General features: G+C 66.5%; 22 protein-coding genes. 17 read left to right on the forward strand and 5 right to left on the reverse strand.

The genetic code is table 11. The features are described 5' to 3' along the window. Nucleotides 1–34: 34 nt before the first annotated feature. From JFU57_RS20995 to JFU57_RS21010, 4 genes are read left to right on the forward strand one after another with little or no spacing between them, the layout of a single operon-like run. A complete protein-coding gene (locus JFU57_RS20995; protein ID WP_201130652.1) occupies nucleotides 35–1,153 on the forward strand; it encodes an AAA family ATPase in 1,119 nt (372 codons plus the stop codon). Further along, the gene (locus JFU57_RS21000; protein WP_201130653.1) at nucleotides 1,150–1,587 is read left to right on the forward strand and encodes a bpX5 domain-containing protein; all 438 of its coding nucleotides are present in this window, start codon (nucleotides 1,150–1,152) and stop codon (nucleotides 1,585–1,587) included. The genes JFU57_RS20995 and JFU57_RS21000 overlap by 4 nt, the downstream gene beginning before the upstream one ends. A gap of 1 nt (nucleotide 1,588) precedes the next feature. After that, nucleotides 1,589–3,412, forward strand: coding sequence for a hypothetical protein (locus tag JFU57_RS21005; RefSeq protein ID WP_201130654.1), 1,824 nt, complete (start codon nucleotides 1,589–1,591; stop codon nucleotides 3,410–3,412). Next, nucleotides 3,405–6,353: a bpX6 domain-containing protein gene (locus JFU57_RS21010; RefSeq protein WP_201130655.1), complete on the forward strand. Its 2,949-nt coding sequence runs from the start codon at nucleotides 3,405–3,407 to the stop codon at nucleotides 6,351–6,353. Before JFU57_RS21005 ends, JFU57_RS21010 begins: the two co-directional genes overlap by 8 nt. A gap of 23 nt (nucleotides 6,354–6,376) precedes the next feature. Here JFU57_RS21010 and JFU57_RS21015 read toward each other — a convergent pair whose 3' ends face one another. Then, the gene (locus JFU57_RS21015; RefSeq protein WP_078471415.1) at nucleotides 6,377–6,943 is read right to left on the reverse strand and encodes a GNAT family N-acetyltransferase; all 567 of its coding nucleotides are present in this window, start codon (nucleotides 6,941–6,943) and stop codon (nucleotides 6,377–6,379) included. 312 nt (nucleotides 6,944–7,255) lie between these two features. Between JFU57_RS21015 and JFU57_RS21020 the strand changes: the two genes are divergently transcribed. The 3 genes from JFU57_RS21020 to JFU57_RS21030 all read left to right on the forward strand — a co-directional run bounded on the left by JFU57_RS21020 (nucleotide 7,256) and on the right by JFU57_RS21030 (nucleotide 9,942). Next, entirely contained in the window at nucleotides 7,256–7,690 is a 435-nt protein-coding gene (locus JFU57_RS21020) for an HD domain-containing protein (protein ID WP_201130656.1), read from the forward strand. A gap of 200 nt (nucleotides 7,691–7,890) precedes the next feature. Then, the gene (locus JFU57_RS21025) at nucleotides 7,891–8,430 is read left to right on the forward strand and encodes a CbrC family protein (RefSeq protein WP_201130657.1); all 540 of its coding nucleotides are present in this window, start codon (nucleotides 7,891–7,893) and stop codon (nucleotides 8,428–8,430) included. 156 nt (nucleotides 8,431–8,586) lie between these two features. After that, nucleotides 8,587–9,942 carry an MATE family efflux transporter gene (locus tag JFU57_RS21030; RefSeq protein ID WP_201130658.1) on the forward strand — a complete coding sequence of 452 codons (1,356 nt, stop codon included), beginning with the start codon at nucleotides 8,587–8,589 and terminating at the stop codon, nucleotides 9,940–9,942. Between the two features lie 55 nt (nucleotides 9,943–9,997). Here JFU57_RS21030 and JFU57_RS21035 read toward each other — a convergent pair whose 3' ends face one another. Then, complete coding sequence (locus JFU57_RS21035; RefSeq protein WP_201130659.1) at nucleotides 9,998–10,720, reverse strand: pirin family protein; 723 nt, start codon at nucleotides 10,718–10,720, stop codon at nucleotides 9,998–10,000. A 249-nt stretch (nucleotides 10,721–10,969) separates the two neighbouring features. On the opposite strand from JFU57_RS21035, the gene JFU57_RS21040 reads away from it, so the two are divergent. Next, entirely contained in the window at nucleotides 10,970–11,920 is a 951-nt protein-coding gene (locus JFU57_RS21040) for a DJ-1/PfpI family protein (RefSeq protein ID WP_201132162.1), read from the forward strand. A 186-nt stretch (nucleotides 11,921–12,106) separates the two neighbouring features. Next, nucleotides 12,107–13,612, forward strand: a complete 1,506-nt coding sequence (locus JFU57_RS21045) for an ATP-binding protein (RefSeq protein ID WP_201130660.1) — start codon at nucleotides 12,107–12,109, stop codon at nucleotides 13,610–13,612. Here JFU57_RS21045 and JFU57_RS21050 read toward each other — a convergent pair. Continuing rightward, nucleotides 13,577–16,399 (reverse strand): ATP-binding protein, encoded by a 2,823-nt coding sequence (locus JFU57_RS21050; protein ID WP_201130661.1) that lies wholly within the window; start codon nucleotides 16,397–16,399, stop codon nucleotides 13,577–13,579. The genes JFU57_RS21045 and JFU57_RS21050 overlap by 36 nt on opposite strands. A 350-nt stretch (nucleotides 16,400–16,749) precedes the next feature. Between JFU57_RS21050 and JFU57_RS21055 the strand changes: the two genes are divergently transcribed. Both JFU57_RS21055 and JFU57_RS21060 read left to right on the forward strand, forming a co-directional pair. Further along, a complete protein-coding gene (locus tag JFU57_RS21055; protein WP_201130662.1) occupies nucleotides 16,750–17,316 on the forward strand; it encodes a flavodoxin family protein in 567 nt (188 codons plus the stop codon). 55 nt (nucleotides 17,317–17,371) lie between these two features. Next, entirely contained in the window at nucleotides 17,372–18,196 is an 825-nt protein-coding gene (locus JFU57_RS21060; RefSeq protein WP_078471406.1) for an alpha/beta fold hydrolase, read from the forward strand. 44 nt (nucleotides 18,197–18,240) lie between these two features. Here the strand turns inward: JFU57_RS21060 and JFU57_RS21065 are convergent, their stop codons facing one another. After that, nucleotides 18,241–18,726 (reverse strand): helix-turn-helix domain-containing protein, encoded by a 486-nt coding sequence (locus tag JFU57_RS21065; RefSeq protein ID WP_201130663.1) that lies wholly within the window; start codon nucleotides 18,724–18,726, stop codon nucleotides 18,241–18,243. Between the two features lie 263 nt (nucleotides 18,727–18,989). Here JFU57_RS21065 and JFU57_RS21070 point away from each other — a divergent pair, with 263 nt between their 5' ends. From JFU57_RS21070 to ycaC, 6 genes are all read left to right on the forward strand, one after another. After that, nucleotides 18,990–19,334: a hypothetical protein gene (locus tag JFU57_RS21070; RefSeq protein WP_201130664.1), complete on the forward strand. Its 345-nt coding sequence runs from the start codon at nucleotides 18,990–18,992 to the stop codon at nucleotides 19,332–19,334. Between the two features lie 89 nt (nucleotides 19,335–19,423). Beyond that, a complete protein-coding gene (locus tag JFU57_RS21075; protein WP_201130665.1) occupies nucleotides 19,424–20,335 on the forward strand; it encodes a LysR family transcriptional regulator in 912 nt (303 codons plus the stop codon). Between the two features lie 303 nt (nucleotides 20,336–20,638). Beyond that, nucleotides 20,639–21,055 (forward strand): DoxX family protein, encoded by a 417-nt coding sequence (locus tag JFU57_RS21080; protein WP_201130666.1) that lies wholly within the window; start codon nucleotides 20,639–20,641, stop codon nucleotides 21,053–21,055. Beyond that, a complete protein-coding gene (locus JFU57_RS21085; RefSeq protein WP_201130667.1) occupies nucleotides 21,048–21,689 on the forward strand; it encodes an antibiotic biosynthesis monooxygenase in 642 nt (213 codons plus the stop codon). Before JFU57_RS21080 ends, JFU57_RS21085 begins: the two co-directional genes overlap by 8 nt. Before the next feature lie 112 nt (nucleotides 21,690–21,801). Then, a complete protein-coding gene (locus JFU57_RS21090; RefSeq protein ID WP_078471400.1) occupies nucleotides 21,802–23,640 on the forward strand; it encodes an amidohydrolase in 1,839 nt (612 codons plus the stop codon). A 43-nt stretch (nucleotides 23,641–23,683) separates the two neighbouring features. Further along, nucleotides 23,684–24,301, forward strand: coding sequence for an isochorismate family cysteine hydrolase YcaC (gene ycaC / locus JFU57_RS21095; protein WP_078471399.1), 618 nt, complete (start codon nucleotides 23,684–23,686; stop codon nucleotides 24,299–24,301). Between the two features lie 157 nt (nucleotides 24,302–24,458). Here ycaC and JFU57_RS21100 read toward each other — a convergent pair whose 3' ends face one another. Continuing rightward, complete coding sequence (locus JFU57_RS21100) at nucleotides 24,459–25,889, reverse strand: mechanosensitive ion channel family protein (protein WP_201130668.1); 1,431 nt, start codon at nucleotides 25,887–25,889, stop codon at nucleotides 24,459–24,461. Nucleotides 25,890–25,893: the final 4 nt, after the last annotated feature.

A 25,893-nucleotide genomic window follows, 5' to 3' on the forward strand; every position in this document is an offset into this window, starting at 1 on the left:
AGAATCCTGCGCTTTGATTTCAGGGAAGACAGTGATGATCGCCTCATTGCAGAGCGCCGCGGCGCAGGTTCGAAGCGCGGTCCGGGTCGCCACTGAAGGCCTGGTAGGCCGTGAGCAACTGGCCGAGCTGATTGTGCTGGCCGCCGTCGCCCAGGAGCACCTGCTGGTGATCGGCCCGCCGGGCACTGCGAAAAGCGCCGTGGTGCGGCGTGTTGCCCAGTCCATGGGCGGGCGCTACTTCGAATACTTGCTGGGCCGGTTCACCGAGCCTTCGGAGCTGTTTGGCGCGGTCGACCTGAAAAAACTGCGTGAAGGTACGGTCGAGACCGATGTCAGCGGCATGCTGCCCGAGGCCGATATCGTGTTTCTCGATGAGGTGTTCCTCGGCTCCACGGCCATTCTCAACACCCTGCTCGGGGTGCTCAACGAGCGGCGTTTCCGCCGTGGCCACACCCAGATCCAGTGCCCGTTGCGGGTCTGTGTCGGCGCCGCCAACGGCCTGCCGGACGACGAGGCCCTGGCCGCGTTCGGCGACCGCTTCCTGCTGCACCTGTTTGTCGAATCGGTGCCGGACAACCAGCTCGAAGCCATGCTCAGCGGCGGTTGGCAGTCCGAGCGGCGTCCGGTTCAGCAATTGCTGGGGCTGAGCCAGCTCGACACCCTGAGCCAGGCGCTGAAAGGCGTCGACCTCGACCAAGCGCGGCCACTGCTGGCCACGGCCATCCGCCGTCTGCGCGAAGCGGGCATTGCCCTGTCCGACCGGCGCATCGTCAAGTCCCAGCGCCTGATCGCCGCCGCCGCGCTGTTGAGCGGCCGCACCCAGGCCACCGACGCCGACCTGTGGCCGCTGCTCTACGTGCTGCCGACCCAGGAAACCCAGCAACGCGGGCGCGAAGTGCTGCGCGAGCTGTTTGCCGCGTCGAGCAACAGCCATCTGTTCAGCGCGGTGGAGGAGGCGACCTTGCAGCCGCTGTCGCGGGTCAATCGTCTGCAGGAAACCGCCCTCGAACTGTTGCAGCGCCCGCTGGCCGATCACGCCGCCGTGGAAAGCCTGCTGCGGGAAATCGACGCCAATTTCGACAGCGCCACCTTGCCCGAGCCGTTGCAAGGCCTGCGGGGCCAATTGGCCAGCCAGTTGTCTGACGGCGCATGACGCAAGCGCCTGGATTGAGCTGGAACTGGCAGCCCCGGGCCGAGCCGGTTGTCGCCCGCGCGGCGGTGGCCTGGGGCGATGTCGCCCGGCGCCTGCACGCCCGCCTGCAACAGCTGCCGGCCCCCCAGGCCGCGCGGTTGCAAGCGACGGCCAATACCCAGGTACTGCTGGTGCTGGGCGAAGAGGCCGATCTGCCGTGGATCGAAGGCCTGCAATATGCCGCGCCCGACCCTGAGGCTCCGCAGCTCTGGCTGCCGACCCACTACCAGCCCGATGTGTCGCCAGCGTTGCTGGCTCAGGCGTTGCTGGCGCGTTGTTCATCGACGCCGCTGCTGCTCTGGCACCAGCCGAAGGCGCTGATCCCCCTGCACCGACAACTGCCGGTCAGCGCGCAACACCTGGCGCGAATCGCCGCCTACTGGGCGGAGCCCTGACATGCAATTACCTCAAGCGCTGGAACCCTGGAGCGAATGGCTAGGCTGGTTCGCTCCCGAACTGCTGCCCGGGTTCGCCGATTTGCTGGGACGGATCAACCCGGTGCTCGGGCCGTTGCGTGGTCGCCAGCAAAATGGTGTGCCCGAGCCCGACGGCCTGGGCGACTTGCAACGCCGAGGGCCCTACGAGCGGCTGTTGTCCAGCGAATGGCTGCTGGCGGAGGAAGTGCCCGATGAGTTTCTGCGGCGGGCCGCCGGTGGCGAGCATCTGTTTGTCGCCCCGCAGTACCGCGCGCATCAGGCCAACGCGCTGATTGTGGTGCTGTTTGATGCCGGTCCATTGCAGCTGGGTGCCTCGCGCCTGGTGCATGTGGCACTGCTGATCCTCCTGGCGCGTCGGGCGCGGGAAGCCGGCGCGCAGTTTCGCTGGGGCATCCTGCAAGCCACGCCGCGCCTGTACGAGCTGGACTCGGTGGCGCAGATCAAGCGCCTGCTGGACCAGCGGGTGTTTGCCTGCGTCAGCGCCGCGCACTGGCAGGCCTGGAGTGAATGGCTGGGGCAGCAGGAGCTGGCGGCGGGCGAATGCTGGGCGGTGGGGCAACGCCTGCCGATCGACGCCAACGACCCGCTGTGCAGCCACCGGGTACAGGTGCAGCGGGACCTGGATGGCAGCGCCCTGAGTTTCGAGGTGCTGGGTTCCGGGCGTGCCCGGTTGCAGTTGCCAATGCCCGACAACGCAGCAGCCATGGGTTTGCTGCGGGGCGAATTCGACAGCGTGCAAGCCGCCCCGGTGCGTCATGACGAGGCCGCGCCACGGGTGGCCCTGACCCTGCCACCGGTGATCTCCAGTGCCGGCAACTATGTGGCCCTGGCGCTGCTGGGCCAGCCCGGCGCAGTGGTGATCAAGCTGCCCACCGAGCAGCAGAAGAAGAAAATCGAGATCCGTCGCCACCTCTGGGCGGCCGGTCGCAGCCCGCTGAGCATGGCCTTTCTCAGTCGCACCTTTGGCGCGGTGCTCAGCAATGAGCAGCAGTTGGTGTTCTGGAAAATGTCCGGGCTGGTGAATGTGCCACGGCCGGGTATCGAGCAGCTGAAGATCCCGCCGGGCACCGCCAGCCTGCTGCCCACCGCCTGGCTGCGCAGCCGCGACGCCGGGCGTCTGTACCTGCTCGATACCCAAGGCCATTTGGCGTTCTGGACCATGCGGGTCTACCCGCTGCGCGCCGATCAAGAGCTGGGCAAGACCCATTTCCTCGCCGACCGGGTGCTGGGCATGGCCAAGGTCGAGCACGAAACCCTGGTGTATGTCCGCAATGAGCGTGGCCAGTTGCAGGCCCACACCGCCGGGGTCAATGGCGGCGGGTTTGACCGCTTCGTGGTGGGCGCTGCCGAGGGCGTCAGCCAGGTGCTGATCGCCGCCGGTTTCGCCTGGCGCCACGGCTTCGGGGCCTGTGCCTTGCTGACGGTGAACAATGGCAGTGAAAGCTGGCGCCTGCTGACCCCGGCCAGTTACCCGGCCCCGCACGAGCAGATCAGCCTGGCCCCGGGCTGGCGTGGGCTGGGCCTGGTGCGCAAGGACGAGAGCTGTTCGATGCTGCTGATGGGCCCCGACCAGCAGACCTTTGCCCTGTACTTCGAGGGCCGCCAGGAGGTGCTGTTCAGCACCAGCCACCCGGTGGTCAAAAGCAGTTTCTGCCCGATCAGCGGGTTGCTCGCGGTACTGACCGGCGCCCGCGAGCTGCTGGTGTACTCGGTGCGCCAGCGCAAAATGCGCCTGCAGCTGTTCTGTAACCTGGCGCCCGAGAAGGATGCAGCCCATGCATGAGCCAGGCCTGGAGCCGATACGCCATCCGCTGTTGCGCGGCCGGCAGCGCATCGAAGGCCTGTGGTTCAGTGCCGAACGCTGCCCGGAACCCGAGCGTCGGCGCCTGATCCTCAGCCACTGGCAGGCCGGGGCGCGGCTCTACCGCTTTGCCCAGGGCGATCTGCTGCGCTTTGCCGCCCCCCAATCGGTGCTGTGCGAGGCACTGCTGGGCTGGCCCCTGATTCGTCACGGCCGGGCCCTGTGTTCGGCGCAACTGGATGCCGGAGAAATCGCTCGGCTGCCGGCGGCCGACCTGTGGCTGGTGCGCGGCAGCCAGGTCCTGGCCTTGCACCTTGGCGACGGGCAGTTGATCGAACCCGGGCGCTGGCTGGAGGTCGGTGACTACCCGCTGCTCGACACCTTCAATTGTGTGGTCGCGCTGCCGGCTCCGGTGTTGCAGCCCATCGCCGTGGAAACCGACCTGCGGCAGGTGCTCGGGCCTGCGCTGGCGGCGCCGGACCCGGAGCGCGCCGCGGTGATGCAGGCGATGATCGAGCGCCAGCAGCAACAACAGCGCGAGGGGCGGCAGGCCCCCGCGAGCCCCGCGAACACCGGTGCCAGTCCTGGCGCACGGACGGGCAGCGGTATCGGCGGCATCGGTGGGCTCTGGGAAAAACTGCTGCTGGCGGGCCTGGTCCTGGCGGGGCTGTTGGCGTGGCTCAAGCCCTGGATCCGCGATCGGTCCAGCAGCCTGCCGAGCGCGGCGAGTCCGGAGCCGCTGAAGTCGGCGGGCGATTTCGGCGGCTGGATCCTGGCCCTGGTGCTCAGTGCCATCCTGTTCACCGCCATGCTCGCGCTGCTGGGCAAGCTGCTGCGGCGTAACAGCCAGGCTTGGGCGCCGTCGGCGCCGGCCAGTGCCGCCGCGCCGGCCGCCCCGGGCATCCGCCAGCGGGCCCAGGCCGGGCGCGCCAAACCGGCCCAGTGGCGGCGCTGGCTGAGCCGCCTGACCCTGGGTTCGCGCCTGCGGGATCTGTACGGCAAGCGCCAGGCGGCCTATCTGCGGCGCATGCTCGACATGTTCGAGCGCGGCGACTTGCAAGAAGCCCTGCGTCACGCGATCCCCCTGGGTGGCGAGCCCTCCGGCGAGCAGGCTTTCGGCACCCCCGAACGGCGCCAGGAACTCAAGCTCGGGGAAGCCCGTGGGGCGAGTCGGGCGATGTTGTTTCCCGATGACATGCAAGCCCATCTGCGGCAGCTGTATCGGCAAAGTTTTACCCGCCTGGATCGGGAAGGGCGGATCGAAGAGGCGGTGTTTGTGCTCGCCGAGCTGCTGCACGCCCGCCAGGAGGCCCTGGATTACCTGGAGCGCCACCAGCGCTTTACCCAGGCCGCCGAACTGGCCCTGGCCTGGGACATGTCGGCGCCACTGATCGTGCGCCTGCTGTGCCTGGCCGATGACTGGCCACGGGCATTGCAGGTGGCGCGCCGGGACGATGCCTTCAACGAAGCGGTGTTGATGCTTCAGGGCAAATGGCCGGAAATCGCCAACAAACTGCGCCTGGAATGGGCCGAGGCGCTGACCAGCAAGGGCCTGTGGTTGCAGGCGGTGGAGGTGATCTGGAACCTGCCGGATGAACGGGAGCGTGCAGCCCGCTGGTTGCTCGATGCCGAAGCCGCCGGTGGCGGGCTGGCGGCAGCGGCCCTGGTCAAGCGCGCGATCCTGCTGCCCGACACCCTGGAGACCTACCGCGACTATGTGCAGCAACTGCGCGATGATCCGCAGCGCTGCGAGGAGCGCGCGGTGCTGGTCCGGGCGCTGTTGCAGCACCGCAGCCATGGTGGTTCCCTGGCCTGGCTGGCGGGGGCCATTGTGCATGCAGTGCTGGCCGACGTGGCGCAAGGCCTTGGCCCGTTGCTCGCCCATCAGGTGCAGTTGCTGGTCAAGTTGAGCAGCGACAAGCTGCTGCGCGTTGACCTGCCGAACCAACTGTTGCAGCGCTCCAAACCGACACCGCTGCACTCGGTCCTTTCGACCCTGGAATGGGTGGCCGGGGAGAGCGGCAGCCGGGTGATTTTCGATGCGGTGCTGCTGGACGATGAGCGCTACCTGCTGGCCTTGGGCGAAGCCGGGACGCTGGTGGTCGATCGCCACGGCGCGCCGCTGTTCAGTCTGGCGGCCCCGGCCTGGCACATTGTGCTGGGCCATAGCCGGCAGGTGGCCCTGGTGCTGGCCCGGCGCGATGCGGTGTGGCGCGTGAGCAAGCTGGACCTGGTGCAGCGTCGGGTGATCGACCTCGGGGTGCTGGTGATGGAGCATTTTTCCCGAAGTTTCGATGGCTGCGCCTGGACCATAGGCGCCGAGCGCCAGGTGCGGGTGGTGGATGTCGATCGCGGGTTCGAGACCTTGTGGCACGTCAGCGACCTGCCGGGCAGCCTGTTGGGGATCAAAGGCGACGCCGAACACGAGTACCTGTTGCTGGATGCCGGGGAGCGCGGCAGCGAGCGCTGGCATTACCGGTTGCCGGGGCGACGCTTGCAGGGGCGCGATGATGTGCCGCCGCTGACCGAGGTCGGCCAGTTCCAGGTGCTGACGGCCTCCGGAGATGTGTTGCAGGGCTCGATCAAGGACGGCGACAGCGCCGAGTCGACCCTGGTGCTGGCCATGGGCGGCAGTCGCAAGAGCTGGTACCTGCCGGGCCTGGGCGAAGACCTGTTTCATCCGCCCCAGGTGTTTGCCAGCCAGAAGTGGCTATTGATCGATTACCTGGTCGGCGAGCACGAGCAGCGCTGGCACTTTATCAGCCGCAGCGACGACCGCCTGGCGGCGACCCTGACCTGGCCGCAACAGAGCATCGCCCACCTGCGCATGGGTGATTCCCACTGGCTGCTGTTCGACCGCGAGGGGCGCCTGTGCCATATCGATGTCGACACCTGCGAAGTGCGCCACCTGAGCATCCATTGAGCCGCGCCCCTGGTTCCAGGGGCTTACAGGTCCAGGCTGTGGATCACCTGGGTGGCGTCGTCCGGGTCGGTCCTGTGGCTGAAGCCCAGGGCGCTGGTCAGCTCGCGGATGCTGCGGTTGGCGGCGCTGTCCACCGAGTACAGGTGTTTGAAACCATTGCTGCGGGCTTCGTCGATCAGGTGCTGCAACAACAGCGCGCCGAGGCCGCGTTGTTGCCAGTCATCGGCCACGGTCACCGCGATCTCGCAGACATCCGCGCCATCCCCGGCCTGGGCATAACGGCTGATGCCGATCTCCCGCAGGCTGCCGTTGTCGTGGACCAGCGCGACAAAGGCCACTCGCTCCCGGGTGCCGACATCCATCAACTGGTCCAGCAGGCGGCCGTCGACTTCCTTCACTTCACCCAGAAAGCGCTGATGCCGGGTCAGCGGCGAGAGGTTTTCGATAAAGGCTTTTTCACGCTCGCGGTCCTGGGCGCGCAACGGACGGATCAGCACCGGGCTGCCGTCGTTCAGGCGATCGATCCAGTGCTGGCCCTGTTGGGCCGGAAATGACAGCGGGGCAGGGCGCAGGCTTGAGGTGCTGGGCATGGTCGAGTCTCTGAAAAGTTAAAGGGTTGCTGATCATTTACGCCTGTGGCGCGGGCGGCACTTGATCAGGGTCAAGCCTTGCGTGGGCGGCTCGACGGATCCGATCACCGGTAGGGCGGGCAGGCAATTTATGTCGCAGGTGGAACTGCGGGCGCCAAAGGCGATCTGTTGCTGGCCCTGGCACGCAATTGATAGCGGCAGACGGCTCGGGGCGCTTAAGATCGAGCACCGCGGATCACAGGAGGTATCCATGAACAACACCGGCACAGTACTCACCCACGGCCATCGGCCCCGCGCAGCAAGGGTCAGCCCATGAGCACCCTGGAGCGCGCCATCGCCATTGCCGCCCAGGCCCACGAGGGCCAGTTCGACAAGGGCGGTTCGCCCTATATCCTGCATCCGCTCAAGGTCATGATGCGTGTCTCGACGCTTGAGGAACGCATGGCCGCGGTGTTGCACGACGTGGTGGAAGACACCCCGGTGACCCTCGACGAATTGCGCGAACAGGGCTTCAGTCAGGCGGTGCTGGCAGCCATTGACGCCCTGACCAAGCGCGAGGGCGAAGACTACCCGCTGTTCGTCGAACGTGCCGGCCGCGACCCCATCGCACGGGTGGTAAAACTGGCGGACCTGGCCGAAAACAGCGACCTGGCGCGCCTGCACAACCCCACCGAAAAAGACTTCCAGCGCCTGGAAAAATACCGCAACGCCATCGCCTACCTCACCGACCTCAGCCCACCCTTGTAGCCGCTGCCGCAGGCTGCGCTGGCCCTCTGGAACACTGCACCTGCACCTGACCCAACACAGCGCCCATGCCGGTCAGCGCAGCCTCGTGCCTCCGCGGTAGCTACAACGCGGTGAGCGGTACAGGACAAGATGGCGAGTGACTCTTGCGTCGACTGATGGCAGGCTTCAGGGCGAAATCGCCTGAGCCAGGAGCTGTCCAGATGAATCTGCCCCATTTCAATTACCACCCCGACCCGGTCGCCAGCGGTTCCGTCGAGCCGTCCGAGGCCAGCTGCATCTGTTGTGAGCGGCCCCGAGGCTTGATCTACGTGGGCCCGGTGTTCGCGGTGGAAGAGTATGAAGAGAGCTTCTGCCCTTGGTGCATTGCCGATGGCAGCGCCCATGAAAAATTCGCCGTGACCTTTACCGACGAAGACAGCATCGGCCCCGACGACGATGACCTCGACGAACAGGTCCGGGACGAAATCAGCCAGCGCACCCCCGGCTTCAATGGCTGGCAGCAGGAGCAGTGGCTGACCCATTGCGGCGACGGTGCGCAGTTTCTGGGCAAGGCCGGTCACGCCGAACTGCTGGAACTGGGGGCCGAAGCGATCCTCGCGGTGCAGGATTCCACCGGCCTGCCCAACGGCCCGCAATGGGAAGGTTTTTTCAATGCCCTGGATAAACACCAGGGCCCGACGGCCTACCTGTTCCGCTGTCGCACTTGCCAGGCACTGGCGGCGTATCAGGATAACCACTGAGGGCTGCGCCAGGCGCCGCGTCTGCCTGGCTTGAGTCGAGCCGTGGCCCGTTCCCCTGGACGTGCCGCTGCCGGCTGTTTCGTCCCGCTCCTTGACCGCCCATGACGTAGAATCTTCCTGCCTGCCCCTCATTTGCCGCCGAGACCTGCCCCCTCCATGCAAACCCCCACACAACGCCCGCTATGGAAGATCTACCTGGCGTTTCTCGCGCCGATGGTGCTGTCCAACTTCCTGCAATCGATGTCGGGCACCCTGAACAGCATTTACATCGGCCAGATGCTCGGCACCCAGGCCTTGGCGGCGGTCTCGGGGATGTTCCCCATCGTGTTTTTCTTTATTGCCCTGGTGATCGGCCTTGGCGCCGGGGCCGGCGTGCTGATCGGCCAGGCCTGGGGCGCGCGGGAGCCGGGCACGGTCAAGGCGATTGCCGGTGCGACCCTGTTGCTGGGGGCGATCATCGGTTTGCTGGCGGCGGTGGTGGGCAGCCTGTTTGCCCGGGAAGCCTTGCAGGGCCTGGGCACCCCGGCGGATGTGCTGGAGGACGCGGTGTCCTATGCCCGGGTGATGATGCTGACCATGCCGCTGCTGCTGGTGTTTGTGCTGTTCACCCAACTGCTGCGCGGGGTCAGTGACACGCTGTCGCCGCTGCTGGCCCTGGTGGTGTCGACCTGCGTCGGCCTGCTCCTGACCCCGGCGCTGATTCGCGGCTGGCTGGGGTTGCCGAGCATGGGCATCCAGAGTGCGGCGTTGGCCGGCCTGGCGGGCAATATCGCGGCCATGGCGGTCCTGGCCTGGCGCCTGAACCGCAAGCGGCATGTGCTGGCGCTGGACCGTGGGCTGTTCGCGGCCATGCGCTTGGACCTGAACATCCTCGGCAAGGTGCTGCGCATCGGCCTGCCGACCGGCTTGCAGATGGTGGTGATCTCGCTGTCGGAGCTGGTGATCCTGGCCCTGGTCAACCAGCACGGTTCCCAGGCCACGGCGGCCTATGGTGCGGTGACGCAGATCGTCAACTACGTGCAGTTCCCGGCGCTGTCGATTGCCATTACCGCCTCGATCCTCGGCGCCCAGGCGATTGGTGCCGGGCGCCTGGAACGTATCGGGCCGATCCTGCGCACCGGGTTGCTGATCAACGTCTGGCTGACCGGCGGCCTGGTGCTCCTGGGTTACCTGTTGTCCCACTGGCTGCTTGGGCTGTTCATCACCGACTCGGCAACCCAGGCCCAGGCCCAGCACCTGTTGCACATCATGCTCTGGAGCATGCTGGTGTTCGGCTTCCAGGCGGTGGTGGGCGGCATCATGCGCGCCAGCGGCACGGTGCTGATGCCGGTGACGATTTCGATTTTCTGCATTCTGGCGATCGAGGTGCCGGCGGCCTATCTGTTCAGCGCGAACTTCGGCCTTGAGGGTGTGTGGATGGCTTTCCCGGTGACCTACTTGTGCATGCTGGCGTTGCAGAGCGCCTACTACAAACGGGTCTGGCAGCATCAGAAGATCCAGCGCCTGATCTGATCCACGCCACAACGCAACCCGGCAGGGGACGTCGCCCGTGCCGGGTTGCTGTGGGTCATGGCAATTGCGGCAGGTCCTGAGGTCGCAGGTCGAATACCAGGACTTCGGCATCCTCGCCCTGGTCGAGGTGGATTTCCCGCTCATTGCGCAACCGCGCGCCGTCGCCTTCCTGCAACCGCTGGCCATTGACCGTCAGACTGCCGCGCGCCACGTGGATGTAGGCGTAGCGCTCGGCGTCCAGGGTCAGGCTGGCGGCTTCGGCGCCGTCGAACAGACCGGCGTAGACCCGCGCGTCCTGGCGCACATGCAGCGAACCCTTGGCCCCGTCCGGGGAGATGATCAGCTGCAAGCGTCCGCGTTTTTGCTGCGCGCTGAAGTGCTCCTGCTGATAACGCGGTTCGGCACCGCTGACCTGGGGCACGATCCAGATCTGCAGGAAGTGCACCGGCCGGGTCGAGCTGTGGTTGAACTCGCTGTGGGCCACGCCGCTGCCGGCACTCATCAATTGCACATCGCCGGGACGGATCACCGAACCGGTGCCCAGGGTGTCCTTGTGTTCCAGGGCGCCTTCGAGCACATAGGAGAAAATCTCCATGTCGCGGTGCGGGTGCTGGCCGAAACCCTTGCCGGCGGCGACCCGGTCGTCATTGATCACCAGCAGGTCGGAAAAACCCTGTTCCTTTGGGTTCCAGTAGTTGGCGAAGGAAAACGTGTGGAACGACTTCAACCAGCCATGGTTGGCGGCGCCGCGGTCCGAGGCTTTGCGAAGGGTAAGCATAAGGTCTTCTCCTGAAGGGGAGCGGGGCTGCGAGATGCAGGGCTCCGGCGTTGAGAAGAAGGTTAATGGTTACCGGTCGGCTCAAAAAGCGCCTGAAAGTTGAATGACTGTCGCTTTTGGGTTGACAGTTGGTGAGCGGTATTTACCCCCGAGTTGCGGAATATTCCACCCGGGGCGAGACCTTCGCCATAATGCGCGGGCCTGATTCCAGGCCTGCAAGCTTTGCCTCCGACGAGTGCCTTCTTTGTGATCAAAACCGTGGCTATGGTGCTGTTTCCGGACTTCCTCCTGCTCGATATGGCCGGGCCCCTGGAGGTGTTTTCCATCGCCAACCGTTACCTGCCCGACGCCGACCATTACCGGATTTCGACCATCGGCACCGAGCGGACGGCGCTGCGCGCCTCGAACGGGGTGCTGGTGCATGCCGACCACCCTTTGGAGCAGTCCCTGGACAGCTATGACCTGCTGCTGGTACCGGGCGGGCCGGGGGCCTACAACCAGCGGCACCTGCCGTTGCTGGCCTGGCTCGAATCGGCGCCGCAGCGTGCCCGGCGCTACGGTTCGATCTGCACCGGGGCCTTTATCCTGGGGCATGCCGGGTTGCTCGACGGCCACCGCGTGACCACCCACTGGCACTACACCGAACGCCTGGGCAAAAGCTTCCCCAAGGCCCTGGTCGAGACCGATCACATTTACCTCCAGGACCGTCGGCTGATCACCTCCGGCGGGGTCACGGCGGGCATCGACCTGGCGCTGTCCATTGTCGCCCAGGACCATGGCAAGAAGGTCGCCCTGGAAGTGGCCAAAGTGTTGCTGGTGGTGATGAAACGCCAGGGCAGTCAGGCACAGTTCAGCCCGCTGGTGGCGGCCGTAGCGCCCCAGGATTCGCCGATTACCCGGGTGCAGAACCATGTCCTGGAGCACCTGGAAGAAGCCTTCAGCATCGAGCGCATGGCCAGCCTGGCGGCCATGAGCGCGCGGCATTTTGCCCGGGTCTTTGCCCGCGAGGTGCAGATGACGCCCATGGAGTTTTTGCAGAGCGCGCGCATCGACCGCGCCCGCAGCCTGCTGGAAAGCAGCGACCTGCCGCTGAAGACGGTGGCCTTTCGCAGTGGCTTTGGCAGCGTGCGGCACATGCGCTTTCTGTTCGGTGAAAAACTCGGCCTGACCCCGACCCAGTACCGCCAGCAGTTCAGTTGAGGGGCGGATGGCCGTGCAGGGCACCGTGATGTCCGTGCCGCTCCCCGTGCCAGCATTGCCCTGCCATGTGTGCCTGCCAAGATAGCGTCGAGCCCTCTGGAAAAGGATGCGCAGAGCTTGGCCTGGACCGTCCGCCGATTGAGGACGCTGTGCCTGGCCAGGTCATTTCGCGCCACAGTGCATGACATGAACCGCCTTGAACCCCATGACCCCGACGCGGTGCTGCGTTTCGGGCCTTTCACCCTGCAGCGCCAGCAACGCCTGGTCAGTGAAGCGGGGCGGCCGCTGCCGTTGGGCGGACGGGCCCTGGAACTTCTCCTGGTGCTGGTGGAATGCGCCGGCCAGTTCGTCAGCAAGGACACCCTGATCGCCCGGGTCTGGCCGCACAGCGTGGTCGAGGAGATCAACCTGCGGGTGCACATCGCCGCGTTGCGCCGGGCCCTGGCCGATGGCCGCGATGGCCAGCACTACATCGTCAACCTGCCGCAGCGCGGCTACTGTTTTGTGGCCCCGGTGTATGGCCGCGCCCCGGGCGAAAGCCTGGCCAGCGACCCGACGCCTTCGGGCCCACGGCACAACCTGCCGGCGCGGCTGAGCCCGGTGATCGGTCGTGAGGAACTGCTGGGCAGCCTGCTGCGGCGGCTGTCGGGGCAGCGCCTGGTGACGCTGGTCGGCCCGGCCGGGGTCGGCAAGAGCACCCTGGCCCTGCGCCTGGCCGAATTGCGTTTGCCACGCTGTCGCGATGGCGCCTGGCGGGTTGACCTGGGAGCGCTGCGCGAACCGGCGGCGCTGATCAAACACCTGGCGCACGGCCTGGGGCTGAGCCTGGAACCCGAAGGTTCGCTGAGCGATCTGTGCCGGCAACTGGCCCCGCGGCAGATGCTGTTGGTGCTGGACGGCTGCGAGCACCTGCTGGCGCCGTGCCGGGCCCTGGTGCTGGCGCTGTTGCAGGCGGCGCCCCAGGTGTCACTGCTGCTGAGCAGCCGCGAGCCGCTGCGGATAGCCGCCGAGTGGGCACAGGCGGTGCCGGTGCTGGCGCTGCCACCGCTGTCGGCGCTGCGCAGCGTGAACCAGGCACTGGCCTATCCGGCGGTGCAGCTGTTTGTCAGTCGGGCCCGTGCCGGGCAGCAGGGCTTTTGCCTGCGCGAGCAGGACCTGCTGGCCCTGCGCGATATCTGCCGGCGTCTGGATGGCCTGCCCCTGGCCCTGGAATTGGCGGCGGCCCAGGTCGCGGCGCTGGGCATCCAGGGCTTGCAGGCCCAGCTGGAGAACGGCTTGCAGGTGTTGGGCAAGGGCCGGCGCACGGCCGTGGAGCGGCATCAGACCCTGAAGGCCGCCCTGGACTGGAGTTATGAACGCCTGAGCCTGCCCGAGCAGTGGCTGTTCCAGCACCTGGCGTTGTTTCCCGGCGGCTTCAGCCCGGCAGCGGTCAGGCGCAGCGTGGTCGGCAGCGCCCTGGAGCACGCCGACCTGAGTCACCTGTTGAGCCGCCTGGCGACCAAGTCCCTACTGAGCCTGGAACCGCGACCGGGTGCCCTGCACTATCGGTTGCTCAACACCACTCGCGCCTACGCCCGCGACAAACTCAATGACCCGTTGCAGTTGCAGCATTTGCAGCAGCGTTATGCCCATTACATCGGCTGCCCGAGTTGGGTCTCAGGCCGCGAGCTGGCGTTGCAGATCGTCGAGTAGGCGCCGCACCTGCATCAGGTCGGGGGTGGCGAAACCTTCAGTGAAGCGCGCGTAGATCGGCTCCAGCACATCCCGTGCCTGCTGGTAGCGACCCTGCTGCTGCCACAGCCGCGCCAGTGAGGTGGCGCTGCGCAGCTCCCAGGCCAGGGCGCCCTGGCGCCGAGCCACGGCCAGCGCCTCGAGCAATACCCCTTCGGCGCTGCGGGTCTGTTGCGGGCAATCCTGTCTCAGCAGGTTGTCGGCCCGTACCCGCAGAATCTCCGGTGCGCTCCAGCCGGCGGCACCGCTGTTGGCGCGTTGCAGCAGGGCGTCGTCCACCACCTCGGGGCGCAGGGTCAGCATGATGTCGCGGATCAGCCCGTCGCCCTCGGCAGTTTCGGGGTCGGCGCCGCCGGGGGTTGCTTCCAGCACCTGGGCATAGTGCCGGCCCCAGGTGTGGAACAGCCGCACCGAGTGTTTCTGCGCCTGTTGCAGCAGCAGTTCGAGCAAGGCCCGGGCCGTCGGCGCGTCGCCGTTGTAATGGGCGATGACGCAGCCGGACAGGGCCAGGGTGTAGCAGATCGAGGTGCCATGGTTGATCTGCAACGCCAGTTCCAGCGCCTGGCTGGCGGTGCGCCAGGCCTGCTCCGGAAAACCTTGCAGCCACAGGATCCGCGCGAGGATGGTCAGGGACGCCACGCTCTGGTCGTACTGCACGCCAAAACCGTGGGTAAAGCGATTGAGGTGGCCACTCTGGGCCATGCGCTGGATCACCTGTTCGGCGTTGTGCCGGGCCAGCACCTGGTCCCCGACAAAATGCTGCGCCAGCACCTGCAAGCGCTGGGCGCTGAGGGCCAGCACCGGTTCCTCGTGGGGCCCCAGGCGCTCGAAGTGCCGGCTCTGCTCCTGGGCCTGCCGGTAGTTGCCGCAGCACAGGTTGACCGCCATCAGCCCCGAGACGGCCTTGAGCTGGCCGAGCAGGTCGGCGCAGTGTTCGGCCAATTCCCGGGCACTGACAAAGGCCTGAAGGGTGTGCGCGGTGGCGCCGCGGGTGTGGTACGAAAAACTGCCCATGGCCAGCTGCAGGCTGATGTTCAGGCGCGGGCAGGGCGTGGCGAACTGCTCCAGCAGGGCCAGGGCCTTGCTCACGTACAGCCCGTGCTCCTTGAGCAGCGACAGTTCCTGCCACAGCGGCATGGCACTGGCGGTCAGGCGGATGGCCAGGATCTGCGGGCCGTGGGGGCCCAGGCCCCAATCGAGCGCGGCGCGGATGTCTTCGCGGTGCGGTGCATAGCGGCTGATCCACTGTGCGCTGGGGAGCAGCTCCCAGTCATGTTCGGCCTGTTTCATCAGGGCCAGGCAGCGTGCGGCGTGGCGTTCGCGGGTGGCGAACAACTCGGCGGCAGCGGCGAGTTTCTCCCGGGCGTAGCTGCGGGTGGTGTCCAGCAGGCGGTACGCCACCTCGTCGTCGCCGGCTTCCACGTTCAGCAACGACTTGGCCACCAACTGCGTCACCGAACCCAGCACCTCGCCGGGGGCGATGTGTTCGCCGCCAATCACCGCCGCCGCCGACTCCAGGGTAAAGCTGCCGCGAAACAGCGCCAGGCGCCGCAGGCAGATCTGTTCGCAGGGGGTGAGCAGGGCGAAGCTCCAGTCCAGGGTGGCGCGCAAGGTCTGCTGGCGCGGCAGGCTGCAGTCGCGGCCACGGGTCAGCAGGCGAAAGCGCCCCTGCAACTGGGTCAGGAGCCCGGACAGGCCAAAGCGGGCGATTTGCGCCGCCGCCAGTTCCAGGGCCAGGGGAATGCCGTCCAGACGACGGCAGACCTCGATGGCCAGGGGCAGCTCGGCGTCGCTCAGTTCGAAGGTTTCCTGGTTCGACAGCGCCCGTTCCAGCAGCAATTGCAGGGCCGGGTAGCCGAGGGCCCGGGCGCGGTCCGGGGGTTCGGTCGCCGGTGGGCAGGCCAGGGAATCCAGACGCTGCACAGACTCGCCCTCGGCCCGCAGGCTTTCGCGGCTGGTGGTCAGGATGTGCAATTGCGGGGCGCTGCGCAGCAGGGTCTCGCTGATCAGGGCGATGGCATCGAGCAGGTGCTCGCAATTGTCGATCACCAGCAGCATCTGCCGCTCGCGCAACTGCTCGGCAATGCCTCCCAGCGGGTCCTGGTCACGGGGGGTGAGGTCGAGCAGGGCCGCGAGGTTGGGCACGATCAGCGCCGGGTCGTTGAGCGGCGCCAGGTCCAGCAGGCGGATGCCGTCGCGGTAATGGCCGATCAGCAACTCGGCGACGCGCAGGGCGACGGTGGTCTTGCCGATGCCGCCGGCGCCGGTCAGGGTGATAAAACGCTGTTGCGGCAGCTGTTGCACCAGGCTGTCGATCAAGGCCTGGCGCCCGATCATCCGCGTGCGTCGCAGCGGCAGGTTGTGGCCGAGGCTGGCATGGGGCAGGGGGGCGCTGTGGCAGGGCGCCGGTTCGATGCTCAGGGGGGCGACAAAACTGTAGCCGCGCTGAGCCACGGTGACGATGTAGCGCTGGCCGGCCTGGCCATCGCCCAGGGCCTTGCGCAAGGCCGCCATGTGCACCCGCAGGTTGCCGTCCTCGACGACGCTTTTGGGCCAGACACGGGCGATCAGTTCCTGTTTGCTCACCACATTGCCCGCGTGTTCCAGCAGGATCAGCAGGATATCGACCGCCCGCTTGCCCAGGCGCAGCGGACGCCCGGATTCCAGCACCAGGCGCTGTTGCGGGTGGATGCGATAGGGGCCGAAATGCACGGCCTGGTCGCTGGCAAGGGGCTTGTACTGACTCATGGGGCGGTCTCTTTTTCGGCTCGCGAAGCCCACGGCCACACCCGACCCAGGCGGGCAGTGCGCTGACTGGCGATGAACCTGAGCATATTCCTCAGGTTTTACCCGCTGCGCAACGAGGACCGCGCCCGCTGCACGCCGGCGATTTTCCTCCAGGGCGCGTCGCAGAGCGGTTGCGCGCCGGATTTACGGGGCATTGCCGATCGTCTGCTGGCGGCGCAGGGGCCAGAAAATTAACAACGTTTAACTCGTGCTGACGCGGGCCCAAGCCCAACCATTGGCGGATTAGAGGCCGTGCCACGGAGTCGCCCGGGCGCCCGGAACCGGCAGGGCCATCCATCGAGGATGCCAGGATGAGCAGGGTGGCGATTGTCTATCACAGCGCGTTCGGCCGGACCCGCAGCCTGGCCGAAGCGGTGTTGGCCGGTGTCGAGAGCCAGCCCGGGAGCCATGGCTGCCTGATCGCGGTGGAGCAGGTGCCGGAGCACTGGGACGAGCTGCACCGCGCCGACGCGATTATCTTCGGCGCGCCCACCTGCATGGGCAGCCTGTCGGCGCCGTTTCGCGGGTTTATGGACGCCACCGCCGCCTTCTATCTGGCCCAGCCCTGGCGCGACAAGCTGGCGGCCGGGTTCACCCATGCCGACAGCCTCAGCGGCGACACCCTCAACAGCCTGCTGCAACTGGCGGTGTTTGCCTCTCAGCACGGGATGATCTGGGTCGGCCTGGGCCTGCTGCCTGGCACCGGCGGCGAAGGCTCGTCCCTGAACCGACTAGGCTGTTCCCTGGGCGCCATGGCCCAGTCGTTGCCCGAACACTCGCTCCAGGCGGCGCTGGCGCTGGCCGACCGACGCACTGCGGCCTGCCTCGGCCAGCGCGTGGCGCAGATTGCCGTGCGCCTGCGGCCTGATCCCGATTGACCCGGCGCTCGGCGCCGATTGTTGTTCGTCCGACCCACCCACGAGGAATCCCACCATGAGCACCTTTACCACCCGCGATGGCAGCGAGATCTACTACAAGGATTGGGGCAGCGGCCAGCCCGTGGTCTTCAGCCACGGCTGGCCCCTGAACGCCGACAGCTGGGAGGCGCAGATGCTGTTCCTGGCGTCCCGAGGCTACCGGGTGATCGCCCACGACCGCCGGGGCCACGGTCGCTCCAGCCAACCGTGGGACGGCAACGACATGGACACCTATGCCGACGATCTGGCGCAACTGATCGAGCTGCTGGACCTGCAGGACGCCGTGCTGCTGGGCTTCTCCACCGGCGGTGGCGAGGTGGCGCGTTACATCGGTCGTCACGGTACGGCGCGGGTGGCCAAGGCCGGGCTGATTTCTTCGGTGCCGCCGCTGATGCTCAAGACCGAGGCCAACCCCAAGGGCGTGCCGCGCGAGGTCTTCGACGGCTTGCGCCAGGGTTCGCTGGCGGACCGTTCGCAGCTCTACCGTGACCTCGCCAGCGGGCCGTTTTTCGGTTTCAACCGGCCGGGAGCCGAGGTGTCCCAGGGCCGCATCGACTGGTTCTGGATGCAGGGCATGCTCGCCGGGCATAAAAATGCCTACGACTGCATCCAGGCGTTTTCCGAGACCGACTTCACCGAAGACTTGCTCAAGTTCGATATCCCGACCCTGGTGGTGCACGGTGACGACGACCAGATCGTGCCCATCGAAACCGCCGGTATCGCCTCGGCGCGCCTGGTCAAGGGCGCCCAGCTGCTGGTGTACCCGGGCGCGCCCCATGGCCTGACCGACACGCACAAGGAGCGTTTGAACGCCGATTTGCTGGCGTTTATCCAGGGCTGAAGGTAGCCGGCGCGGGCTAGGCCCGCGTCGGCCGGATTACCGGCTCAGGTGTGTGCTGCCGAAGCGCGCCCGCAAGCCATGGTTGAAGAGCCCTCGCTGAAACCTGGCAGGGCGTTGCGCGTCGCGGCGAGCCGCAGTTGGTGGCTGCGCCAGGTCATGGGGTTGACCCCTTCGCTGCGGGTGAACATATGGCAGAAGTGGGCCTGATCGCAGAAGCCGCATTCCTGGCTGATCTGGGTCAGGTTGAGGGTGGAGCGGGTGATCAGTTCCTTGGCCCGGGCGATGCGCTGCTGGCGGATCCATTCCTGGGGCGAAAGGCCGGTGCTGCATTTGAAGGCGCGGGAGAAATGGCTGCGTGACAGCGCGCAGGCGCGGGCCAGCTCGCTCACTTCCAGGCTTTGCGCCAGGTTGGCCAGGATCAGTTGCTTGATCAGGCGCTCGCGCCGCGCGCACAGGCCTCCGGTGGCGGGCCTTGGGCTGTTCGGCTGGCCATTGTCGAAGCACAAGGCAGGTTGCTCAAGTCGGGCCATGACAAGTATCCGTGGTCGATGGGAACGCACATGCCGGGTCGGTCGCCTTGCTCGAAAACACGTTCCCGGTGCGGTGGAAAAAAACCGGGGTAGACCTGGGTATTTTTCGCCCCGGGGCGCGGGCTGACGAGTTAAACGTTGTTAATTTCAGGGTTGGCGCGGGCTATCCGTTACTGGCCATGGTGGCTATCGAGAGCAGTGATTTCTGCGGCGCCGGGAGGCTGCCCACAATGGCGCCATTCACTGTCCAGGAGCTTCTCGCCATGTCTCGCCACCCTTTATCCCTGCGTTGCGCTGCAATCACTGGCGCCCTCCTGATGCTAGCCGTGCTGGCGGGCTGCGCCAGTTCCCGGCCGGCGTTACTGATGGATAACAGCCAGGCCCGGCAGATCGAATGCCACGGTGTGTTCGGCAGTTGGGCCGGGTGCCGCAGCGAGGCCGTGGCGGTGTGTGGTGGCGGGGCGTATCAGGTGCTGAGCCGCAATCGCGAGGAGGGCGCCTCGGAGGCGCAAGTCGATGCGCACAACGCCGGGGTCGCCTTCCAGGAGCGCAGCATGCTGGTGCGTTGCGGTGTCGAGGGGCCGGTGCGGGTCGCGCTCAACGGATGACGGCGGGCACAACACAGCACAGGCGTCCAAGGCAAAACCGCTGCGCTGTGTTCAGGTGCGGGTTTGCCCTCCTGTGCCCGGACCGATTTATGAACCGCAATGACCTGCGCCGCGTCGACATGAACCTGCTGGTGATTTTCGAAGCCCTGATGTTCGAGAAGAACCTGACCCGGGTGGCGGAAAAGCTGTTTATGGGCCAGCCGGCGGTAAGCGCTGCCCTGAGCCGCTTGCGCGATCTGTTCGATGATCCATTGCTGTTGCGCAACGGCCGGGGCATGGAACCCACCGCCCGGGCGCTGGCGATTCTGCAGGAGCTGCAACCGGCGATGAACACCATTTCCGGCGCGGTCAGCCGAGCCAAGGCGTTCGACCCGTCCAGCAGCTGCGCGGTGTTTCGCATCGGTTTGTCGGATGACGCCGAGTTCGGCCTGTTTCCACCCTTGCTCAGCCAACTGCGCGAAGAGGCCCCGGGGATCGTCGTGGTGGTACGCCGCGCCAACTACCTGCTGATGTCGTCGTTGCTGGCCAGTGGCGAGATCTCGGTGGGGGTCAGCTACACCACCGACCTGCCGGCCAATGCCAAGCGCAAGAAGCTGCGGGATATTCCGTGCAAGGTCTTGCGCGGCGACAACCGCCCCGAGCCCCTGACGCTGGACGACTACTGTGAACGGCCCCATGCCATGGTCTCGTTCTCCGGTGACCTGAGCGGCAATATCGACCTTGATCTGGCGCGGGTCGGACGTGCACGCCGGGTGGTGCTGGCAGTGCCGCAGTTCAGCGGCCTGCGGGCGCTGCTGGCCGGCACCGAAATGCTCGCCACCGTGCCCGATTACGCCGCCTGCGCCCTGACCGAAGGCAGTGCCCTGCGCGCCGAAGATCCGCCGCTGCCGATCGCTGCCGCCGAACTGTCCATGGTCTGGAGCGGCGTCCACGACAACGACCCCGCCGAACGCTGGCTGCGCTCGCGCATCGCCGAGCACATGTCCCAACCCATGGCCTGAAACCCAGCGCCTGTTCACCGACCCACCCCGAGGCAGGTGCCTGTAGCCGCTGCCACCAGGCTCGGGCGGTGTTCGGACGCTGGCCCTCAAGACCGCCTCACTACACCTGACCTTTCACGGTGCTTGTTGCGGCCAGCGCAGCCTCGTGCCTCGGCAGCGGCTACGGAGGGCGAGGTCATCCTTGCTGATTCAGCCCTCGGAAAGAGAGCACGTACATGCAATTTTTCTGCGGCAACGGGTCGCACACTGGGCGCTCGATCAAACAACGCGGCCCGGGGAGGGGTATCCAATGGTGTTCGAGCAATGACGCGCTCAACCGGCGAGGCGCGGGCCCAGGACTTTGGCCTGTTGTTCCTGCGGGTCAGTGCCGCGCTGTTTCTGCTGTGGGTCCACGGCTTGCCCAAGTGGCTGCACTACAGCGCCGAATTGTCGCGCATCGAGGATCCGTTCCACCTCGGCGCCGACCTGACCCTGTCCCTGGCGATTTTCGCCGAAGTGCTGTGCCCGCTGTTGATCGTGGCCGGTGTCCTGGTGCGCCTGGCCTGCCTGCCGGTGTTGCTGCTGTTGGCGGTGGCGCTGCTGCTGGTGCACCCGGACTGGAGCCTGGAACAGGGCCAGTTCGCCTGGCTGTTGCTGATCCTGTTTACCAGCGTGCTGATCGCCGGCCCCGGGCGTCTGGCGCTCAATTCACGTTTCAGTGGAGTACTGCGCCATGTCTGAGCAAATTGCCGAACCCTCTATGCCCCAGCCGCGGCCGGGCCTGGATGAAGTCGTGACCCTGGTGGTCAAGCACCGGATCAAGGCCGGCCACGAGGCGGACTACGAAGCCTGGCTGCGCGGCATTGTGCGGGTGGCCGGGCAATGGCCGGGGCATTTGGGGGTGGATGTGGTTCGCGGCCGGCTGGGCGGGCTGGCGCACTTCACCTGCGTGCTGCGCTTTTGCTCGACCGAAGCCATGCAGCGCTGGCTCGACTCGCCGCAACGCCTGGCACTGATCAACCAGGCCGCACCGATGCTGGCCGATGGCGACCAGACCGAGGTCGCCGCGCTCAATGAATTCTGGTTCGCCCCCCTGGCCGACGCCGCGACACCGCCGCCGCGCTGGAAGCAGGCGGTGGTGACCCTGTGCGTGATCCTGCCGCTGACCCTGCTGATCCCGCTGCTCTGGGGCCCGGTGCTGCGCCTGCATCCCTGGCTTTCCAATTACCTGGTCAGCACCTTTGTGGTGACCCTGACTATCGTGTTGCTGGTGGTCTACCTGTTGATGCCGGCCGCCACCCGGCTGTTCGCGCCCTGGCTGCAGGCTTCCAGCGCCCATGAACACCTGGAGCCCGAGCATGGCCAGCAAGGATGACCCGAGCGATCCACGGCGGCGCCAGCTACTGGCGGCCGGCTCGTTGCTCAGCGCCGCGGCGGCTTTCTGGCCACGGCTGTCTTTTGCCTCATCACCTTTACAAGGAAACCCGATGAACGCCGATCTGATTCTGTTCAATGGCCAATTCCATACCGTGGACCGCGAAAATCCCCGGGCCAGTGCCGTCGCCATCAGCCAGGGGCGCTTTGTCGCCGTGGGCACCGACGCCCAGGCCATGGCCCTGCGCGGCAGTGGCACCCAGGTCATCGACCTCAAGGGCCGCACGGTCATCCCCGGGCTCAACGACTCGCACCTGCACCTGATTCGCGGCGGCCTCAACTACAACCTGGAGCTGCGCTGGGAAGGCGTGCCGTCCCTGGCCGATGCCTTGCGCATGCTCAAGGACCAGGCCGACCGCACGCCGACCCCGCAGTGGGTGCGGGTGGTGGGCGGCTGGAACGAATTCCAGTTCGCCGAAAAGCGCATGCCGACCCTGGAAGAACTGAACCAGGCCGCCCCCGACACCCCGGTGTTCGTCCTGCACCTGTATGACCGGGCCTTGCTCAACCGCGCCGCCCTGCGCGTCGCGGGCTACACCAAAGACACGCCGAACCCGCCCGGCGGCGAGATCGTGCGCGACAGCAACGGCAATCCCACCGGCATGCTGGTGGCGCGGCCCAATGCGATGATCCTGTATTCGACCCTGGCCAAGGGGCCCAAGCTGCCCCTGGAGTACCAGGTCAACTCGACCCGGCAATTCATGCGCGAGCTCAACCGCCTGGGCCTGACCAGCGCCATCGACGCCGGTGGCGGTTTCCAGAACTACCCCGACGACTACGCGGTGATCGAGCAGTTGGCCAAGGACCAGCAACTGACGGTGCGCATCGCCTACAACCTGTTCACCCAGAAGCCCAAGGAAGAGCTCAGCGACTTCAAGAACTGGACCGGCAGCGTCACCCTGCACCAGGGCGACGACTACCTGCGGCACAACGGCGCCGGCGAGATGCTGGTGTTTTCGGCGGCGGATTTCGAAGACTTCCTCGAACCCCGTCCCGACCTGCCGCTGACCATGGAACAGGAGTTGGAGCCGGTGGTGCGCCATCTGGTGGAGCAGCGCTGGCCGTTCCGCCTGCACGCCACCTATGACGAATCGATCTCGCGCATGCTCGACGTGTTCGAGAAGGTCAATCGCGACATCCCGTTCAACGGCCTGCCCTGGTTTTTCGACCATGCCGAGACCATCACCCCGAACAACATCGAGCGCGTGCGGGCCCTGGGCGGCGGCATTGCGATCCAGGACCGCATGGCGTTCCAGGGCGAATACTTCGTCGAGCGCTACGGGGCCAAGGCCGCCGAGGCCACGCCGCCGATCAAGCGCATGCTGGCCGAAGGCGTGCCGGTGGGTGCGGGCACCGACGCCACCCGGGTCTCCAGCTACAACCCCTGGACCTCGCTGTACTGGATGGTCAGCGGGCGCACCGTCGGCGGCCTGGAGCTGCACGCCGAGGGCCTGCCACGCCTGACTGCCCTGGAACTGTTCACCCACGGCAGCGCCTGGTTTTCCTCGGAGCAGGGCAAGAAAGGCCAGATCAAGGTCGGCCAACTGGCGGACGTGGCAGCGCTGTCGGCGGACTTTTTCAGCGTCGACGAAGAGGCCATCAAGTGGATCGAGTCGGTGCTGACCGTGGTCGGCGGCAAGGTGGTGTACGGCGCCGGTGACTTCGAGGACCTGGCGCCGACCCGCGTGCCGGTGCTGCCGGACTGGTCGCCGGTGGTCAAGGTCCCGGGCCACTGGCGCCCGACCTCGCCGTTGCAGGCTCAGGTGCACCAGTGCAGCGGCCCGTGCGGCGTGCATGCCCACAGCCATGAGCGGGCGCGCCTTTCCAATGTGCCGGTCAGCGACTTCCAGGGTTTCTGGGGCGCGTTCGGCTGCTCGTGCTTTGCCTTTTGAATCCGCTATTCCCCGAACCCAAGCACCCCCAAAGGAGTTACCCATGACTTACAAACGCTTGAACAAAGATGAAGCAGTGGTGCTGTTGGTCGATCACCAGACCGGCCTGATCTCGCTGGTGCAGGATTTCTCGCCCAACGAGTTCAAGAACAACGTGCTGGCCCTGGCGGACCTGGCCAAGTTCTTCAAGCTGCCGACCATCCTCACCACCAGCTTCGAGCAGGGCCCCAACGGCCCGATCGTGCCCGAGCTCAAAGAGATGTTCCCGGATGCGCCATACATTCCGCGCCCTGGCCAGATCAATGCCTGGGACAACGAAGACTTCGTCAAGGCAATCAAGGCCACCGGGCGCAAGCAACTGATCATCGCCGGGGTGGTGACGGACGTCTGCGTGGCGTTCCCGACCCTGTCGGCGCTGGCAGAAGGTTTTGATGTGTTCGTGGTGACCGATGCATCCGGCACCTTCAACGAAACCGTGCAGCAAGCGTCCTGGGCGCGCATGACCGCGGCCGGCGCGCAGATGATGAACTGGTTCTCGGTGGCCTGCGAACTGCACCGCGACTGGCGCAACGACATCGAAGGCCTGGGCAACCTGCTGTCCCAGCGCATCCCCAACTACCGCAACCTGATGAACAGCTACACCGCGCTGACCGCCAAGTAAGCGTCGGACCCCAACCGCTTGCCTACCCCAGGCAAGCGGTTTTTTTGTGCCCGCTGTAGCCGCTGCCGCAGGCTCGGGCCGCGTTCGGACGCTGGCCCTGACAGGCGCCGCGTATGGCAGGTGAACTCCGGTGGTGCGCTCAGCCAGAGCCCCATCCTCAATTGCGTTTTTGCAGCCAGCCGAGAAAGCCGCTTTTGCGGGTGTCGACGGGTTTGCCCAGCAGCACCGAGCGGCTGCTTTGCTGGCGTACGGCCTGGAGTTTGTTCAGGGCGCTGTTCACCTCCTTGCGCTGGGCCATGCAATCGCGGGTCAGGGTTTTGTCCAGGCGGTAGACGATGCAGGAAGTCAGCGCAGTAAAGCGGGCCTGGGATGGGGTGTCGGCGAGGATGCTCTGTTCGCCCATGACCTCGCTGGGCCCCATGCGTCCGGCTTCGACCTGGCGGTTGCCCTCGGTCACGGTGGCACTGACCACGCCGGTGGCGATCACCAGCAGGGCCTCGGGCACTTCGCCCAGTTCCAGGATCACTTCGCCAGCGGCGTACTGCCGGGGCGTCATGGCCTGGGCCATCAGGTCCCGTTCATGGCCATCCAGCGAACGAAAGACCTTCACCTCATCCAGCAACACCCTGGCCCTGGAACTGGGCTCGGCGAAACCTTCGGGCTGGCGCGAAATGCCGGCGGCCTCCAGGTGCCGGTGCGCCAGGTCGAACAACTGATTGCGGACCTGACCCTTCTGCCCCAGTTCGGCGATAAACCCGCTGGCGACATATTCCGACAGGCTCTCGCCGGCCTCCTTCAGCAGCACCTTGGGCGGCGGGTCGAGCAGCAGGCTGTTGCTGCCCTGCAAGGCCCGCTCCAGAGCATCCAGCACCCGCCGTGGACGAATGTGATTAGGCACCTTGATGCTGATCGACACCCCGTGCCGGTTGCTCGGCCGGCTGAGGTTGACCAGCTTGGCCTTGGCCGCCACCGAATTGGGAATCACCGCCGTGGTGCCGACGCTGGTCAGCAGGTGGGTGGCGCGCCAGTCGATGTCCAGCACCTTGCCTTCGACGCCGTCGATCATGATCCAGTCATCCACCTGATACGGCTTGGTGGTGTTGAGCACGATGCCGCTGAACACATCGCTCAAGGTGCTTTGCAGGGCCAGGCCGACAATGATCGCCATGGCCCCGGACGTCGCCAGCAAGCCCTTGACCGGCAGCTCCAGGACATACCCGGCCGCCGCGACAATCGCCACCAGGAACACCAGGGCGCCAATCACGTCCTGCAACAGGCGGCCGCTGTGGCCGATACGGCGGATCAGCACCAGGCCGATCAGTTCGGTCAGCACCCGCGCGGCGTACAGCCACCAGATGATTGCCAGCGCCGTGGCGCCCAGTTGCAGCACGTTGTTGTCGGGCCAGCCTTGTGCCTGCAACGGGCTGACGCCGGCATTGATGATCAGCGCGCTGTACCCCAGAAACAGCGCCAGGCGCAGGGCAACCCGCGGCAGGCGCTGCGCGAAGGGCGCGAGGTGCCACAACAGCGCGTCCACCAGCAGCAGGCAGGCACTCCAGAGCAACAGGTGATGAGCGAGAAAAGTCATGGCG

It is taken from the genome of Pseudomonas sp. TH07 (assembly GCF_016651285.1).
Taxonomy (GTDB): Bacteria; Pseudomonadota; Gammaproteobacteria; order Pseudomonadales; family Pseudomonadaceae; genus Aquipseudomonas.

What these genes read in the sequence shown, in the direction of transcription:
- JFU57_RS21005 (WP_201130654.1), top strand. Translation starts at nt 1,589, where the DNA reads ATGCAATTACCTCAAGCGCTGGAACCCTGGAGCGAATGGCTAGGCTGG.
- JFU57_RS21015 (WP_078471415.1), bottom strand. Translation starts at nt 6,943, where the DNA reads ATGCCCAGCACCTCAAGCCTGCGCCCTGCCCCGCTGTCATTTCCGGCC.
- JFU57_RS21065 (WP_201130663.1), bottom strand. Translation starts at nt 18,726, where the DNA reads ATGGCCCGACTTGAGCAACCTGCCTTGTGCTTCGACAATGGCCAGCCG.
- JFU57_RS21030 (WP_201130658.1), top strand. Translation starts at nt 8,587, where the DNA reads ATGCAAACCCCCACACAACGCCCGCTATGGAAGATCTACCTGGCGTTT.
- JFU57_RS21075 (WP_201130665.1), top strand. Translation starts at nt 19,424, where the DNA reads ATGAACCGCAATGACCTGCGCCGCGTCGACATGAACCTGCTGGTGATT.
- JFU57_RS21050 (WP_201130661.1), bottom strand. Translation starts at nt 16,399, where the DNA reads ATGAGTCAGTACAAGCCCCTTGCCAGCGACCAGGCCGTGCATTTCGGC.
- JFU57_RS21100 (WP_201130668.1), bottom strand. Translation starts at nt 25,889, where the DNA reads ATGACTTTTCTCGCTCATCACCTGTTGCTCTGGAGTGCCTGCCTGCTG.
- JFU57_RS21025 (WP_201130657.1), top strand. Translation starts at nt 7,891, where the DNA reads ATGAATCTGCCCCATTTCAATTACCACCCCGACCCGGTCGCCAGCGGT.
- ycaC (WP_078471399.1), top strand. Translation starts at nt 23,684, where the DNA reads ATGACTTACAAACGCTTGAACAAAGATGAAGCAGTGGTGCTGTTGGTC.
- JFU57_RS21090 (WP_078471400.1), top strand. Translation starts at nt 21,802, where the DNA reads ATGAACGCCGATCTGATTCTGTTCAATGGCCAATTCCATACCGTGGAC.
- JFU57_RS20995 (WP_201130652.1), top strand. Translation starts at nt 35, where the DNA reads ATGATCGCCTCATTGCAGAGCGCCGCGGCGCAGGTTCGAAGCGCGGTC.
- JFU57_RS21035 (WP_201130659.1), bottom strand. Translation starts at nt 10,720, where the DNA reads ATGCTTACCCTTCGCAAAGCCTCGGACCGCGGCGCCGCCAACCATGGC.
- JFU57_RS21020 (WP_201130656.1), top strand. Translation starts at nt 7,256, where the DNA reads ATGAGCACCCTGGAGCGCGCCATCGCCATTGCCGCCCAGGCCCACGAG.
- JFU57_RS21010 (WP_201130655.1), top strand. Translation starts at nt 3,405, where the DNA reads ATGCATGAGCCAGGCCTGGAGCCGATACGCCATCCGCTGTTGCGCGGC.
- JFU57_RS21055 (WP_201130662.1), top strand. Translation starts at nt 16,750, where the DNA reads ATGAGCAGGGTGGCGATTGTCTATCACAGCGCGTTCGGCCGGACCCGC.
- JFU57_RS21000 (WP_201130653.1), top strand. Translation starts at nt 1,150, where the DNA reads ATGACGCAAGCGCCTGGATTGAGCTGGAACTGGCAGCCCCGGGCCGAG.
- JFU57_RS21080 (WP_201130666.1), top strand. Translation starts at nt 20,639, where the DNA reads ATGACGCGCTCAACCGGCGAGGCGCGGGCCCAGGACTTTGGCCTGTTG.
- JFU57_RS21070 (WP_201130664.1), top strand. Translation starts at nt 18,990, where the DNA reads ATGTCTCGCCACCCTTTATCCCTGCGTTGCGCTGCAATCACTGGCGCC.
- JFU57_RS21060 (WP_078471406.1), top strand. Translation starts at nt 17,372, where the DNA reads ATGAGCACCTTTACCACCCGCGATGGCAGCGAGATCTACTACAAGGAT.
- JFU57_RS21085 (WP_201130667.1), top strand. Translation starts at nt 21,048, where the DNA reads ATGTCTGAGCAAATTGCCGAACCCTCTATGCCCCAGCCGCGGCCGGGC.
- JFU57_RS21045 (WP_201130660.1), top strand. Translation starts at nt 12,107, where the DNA reads ATGAACCGCCTTGAACCCCATGACCCCGACGCGGTGCTGCGTTTCGGG.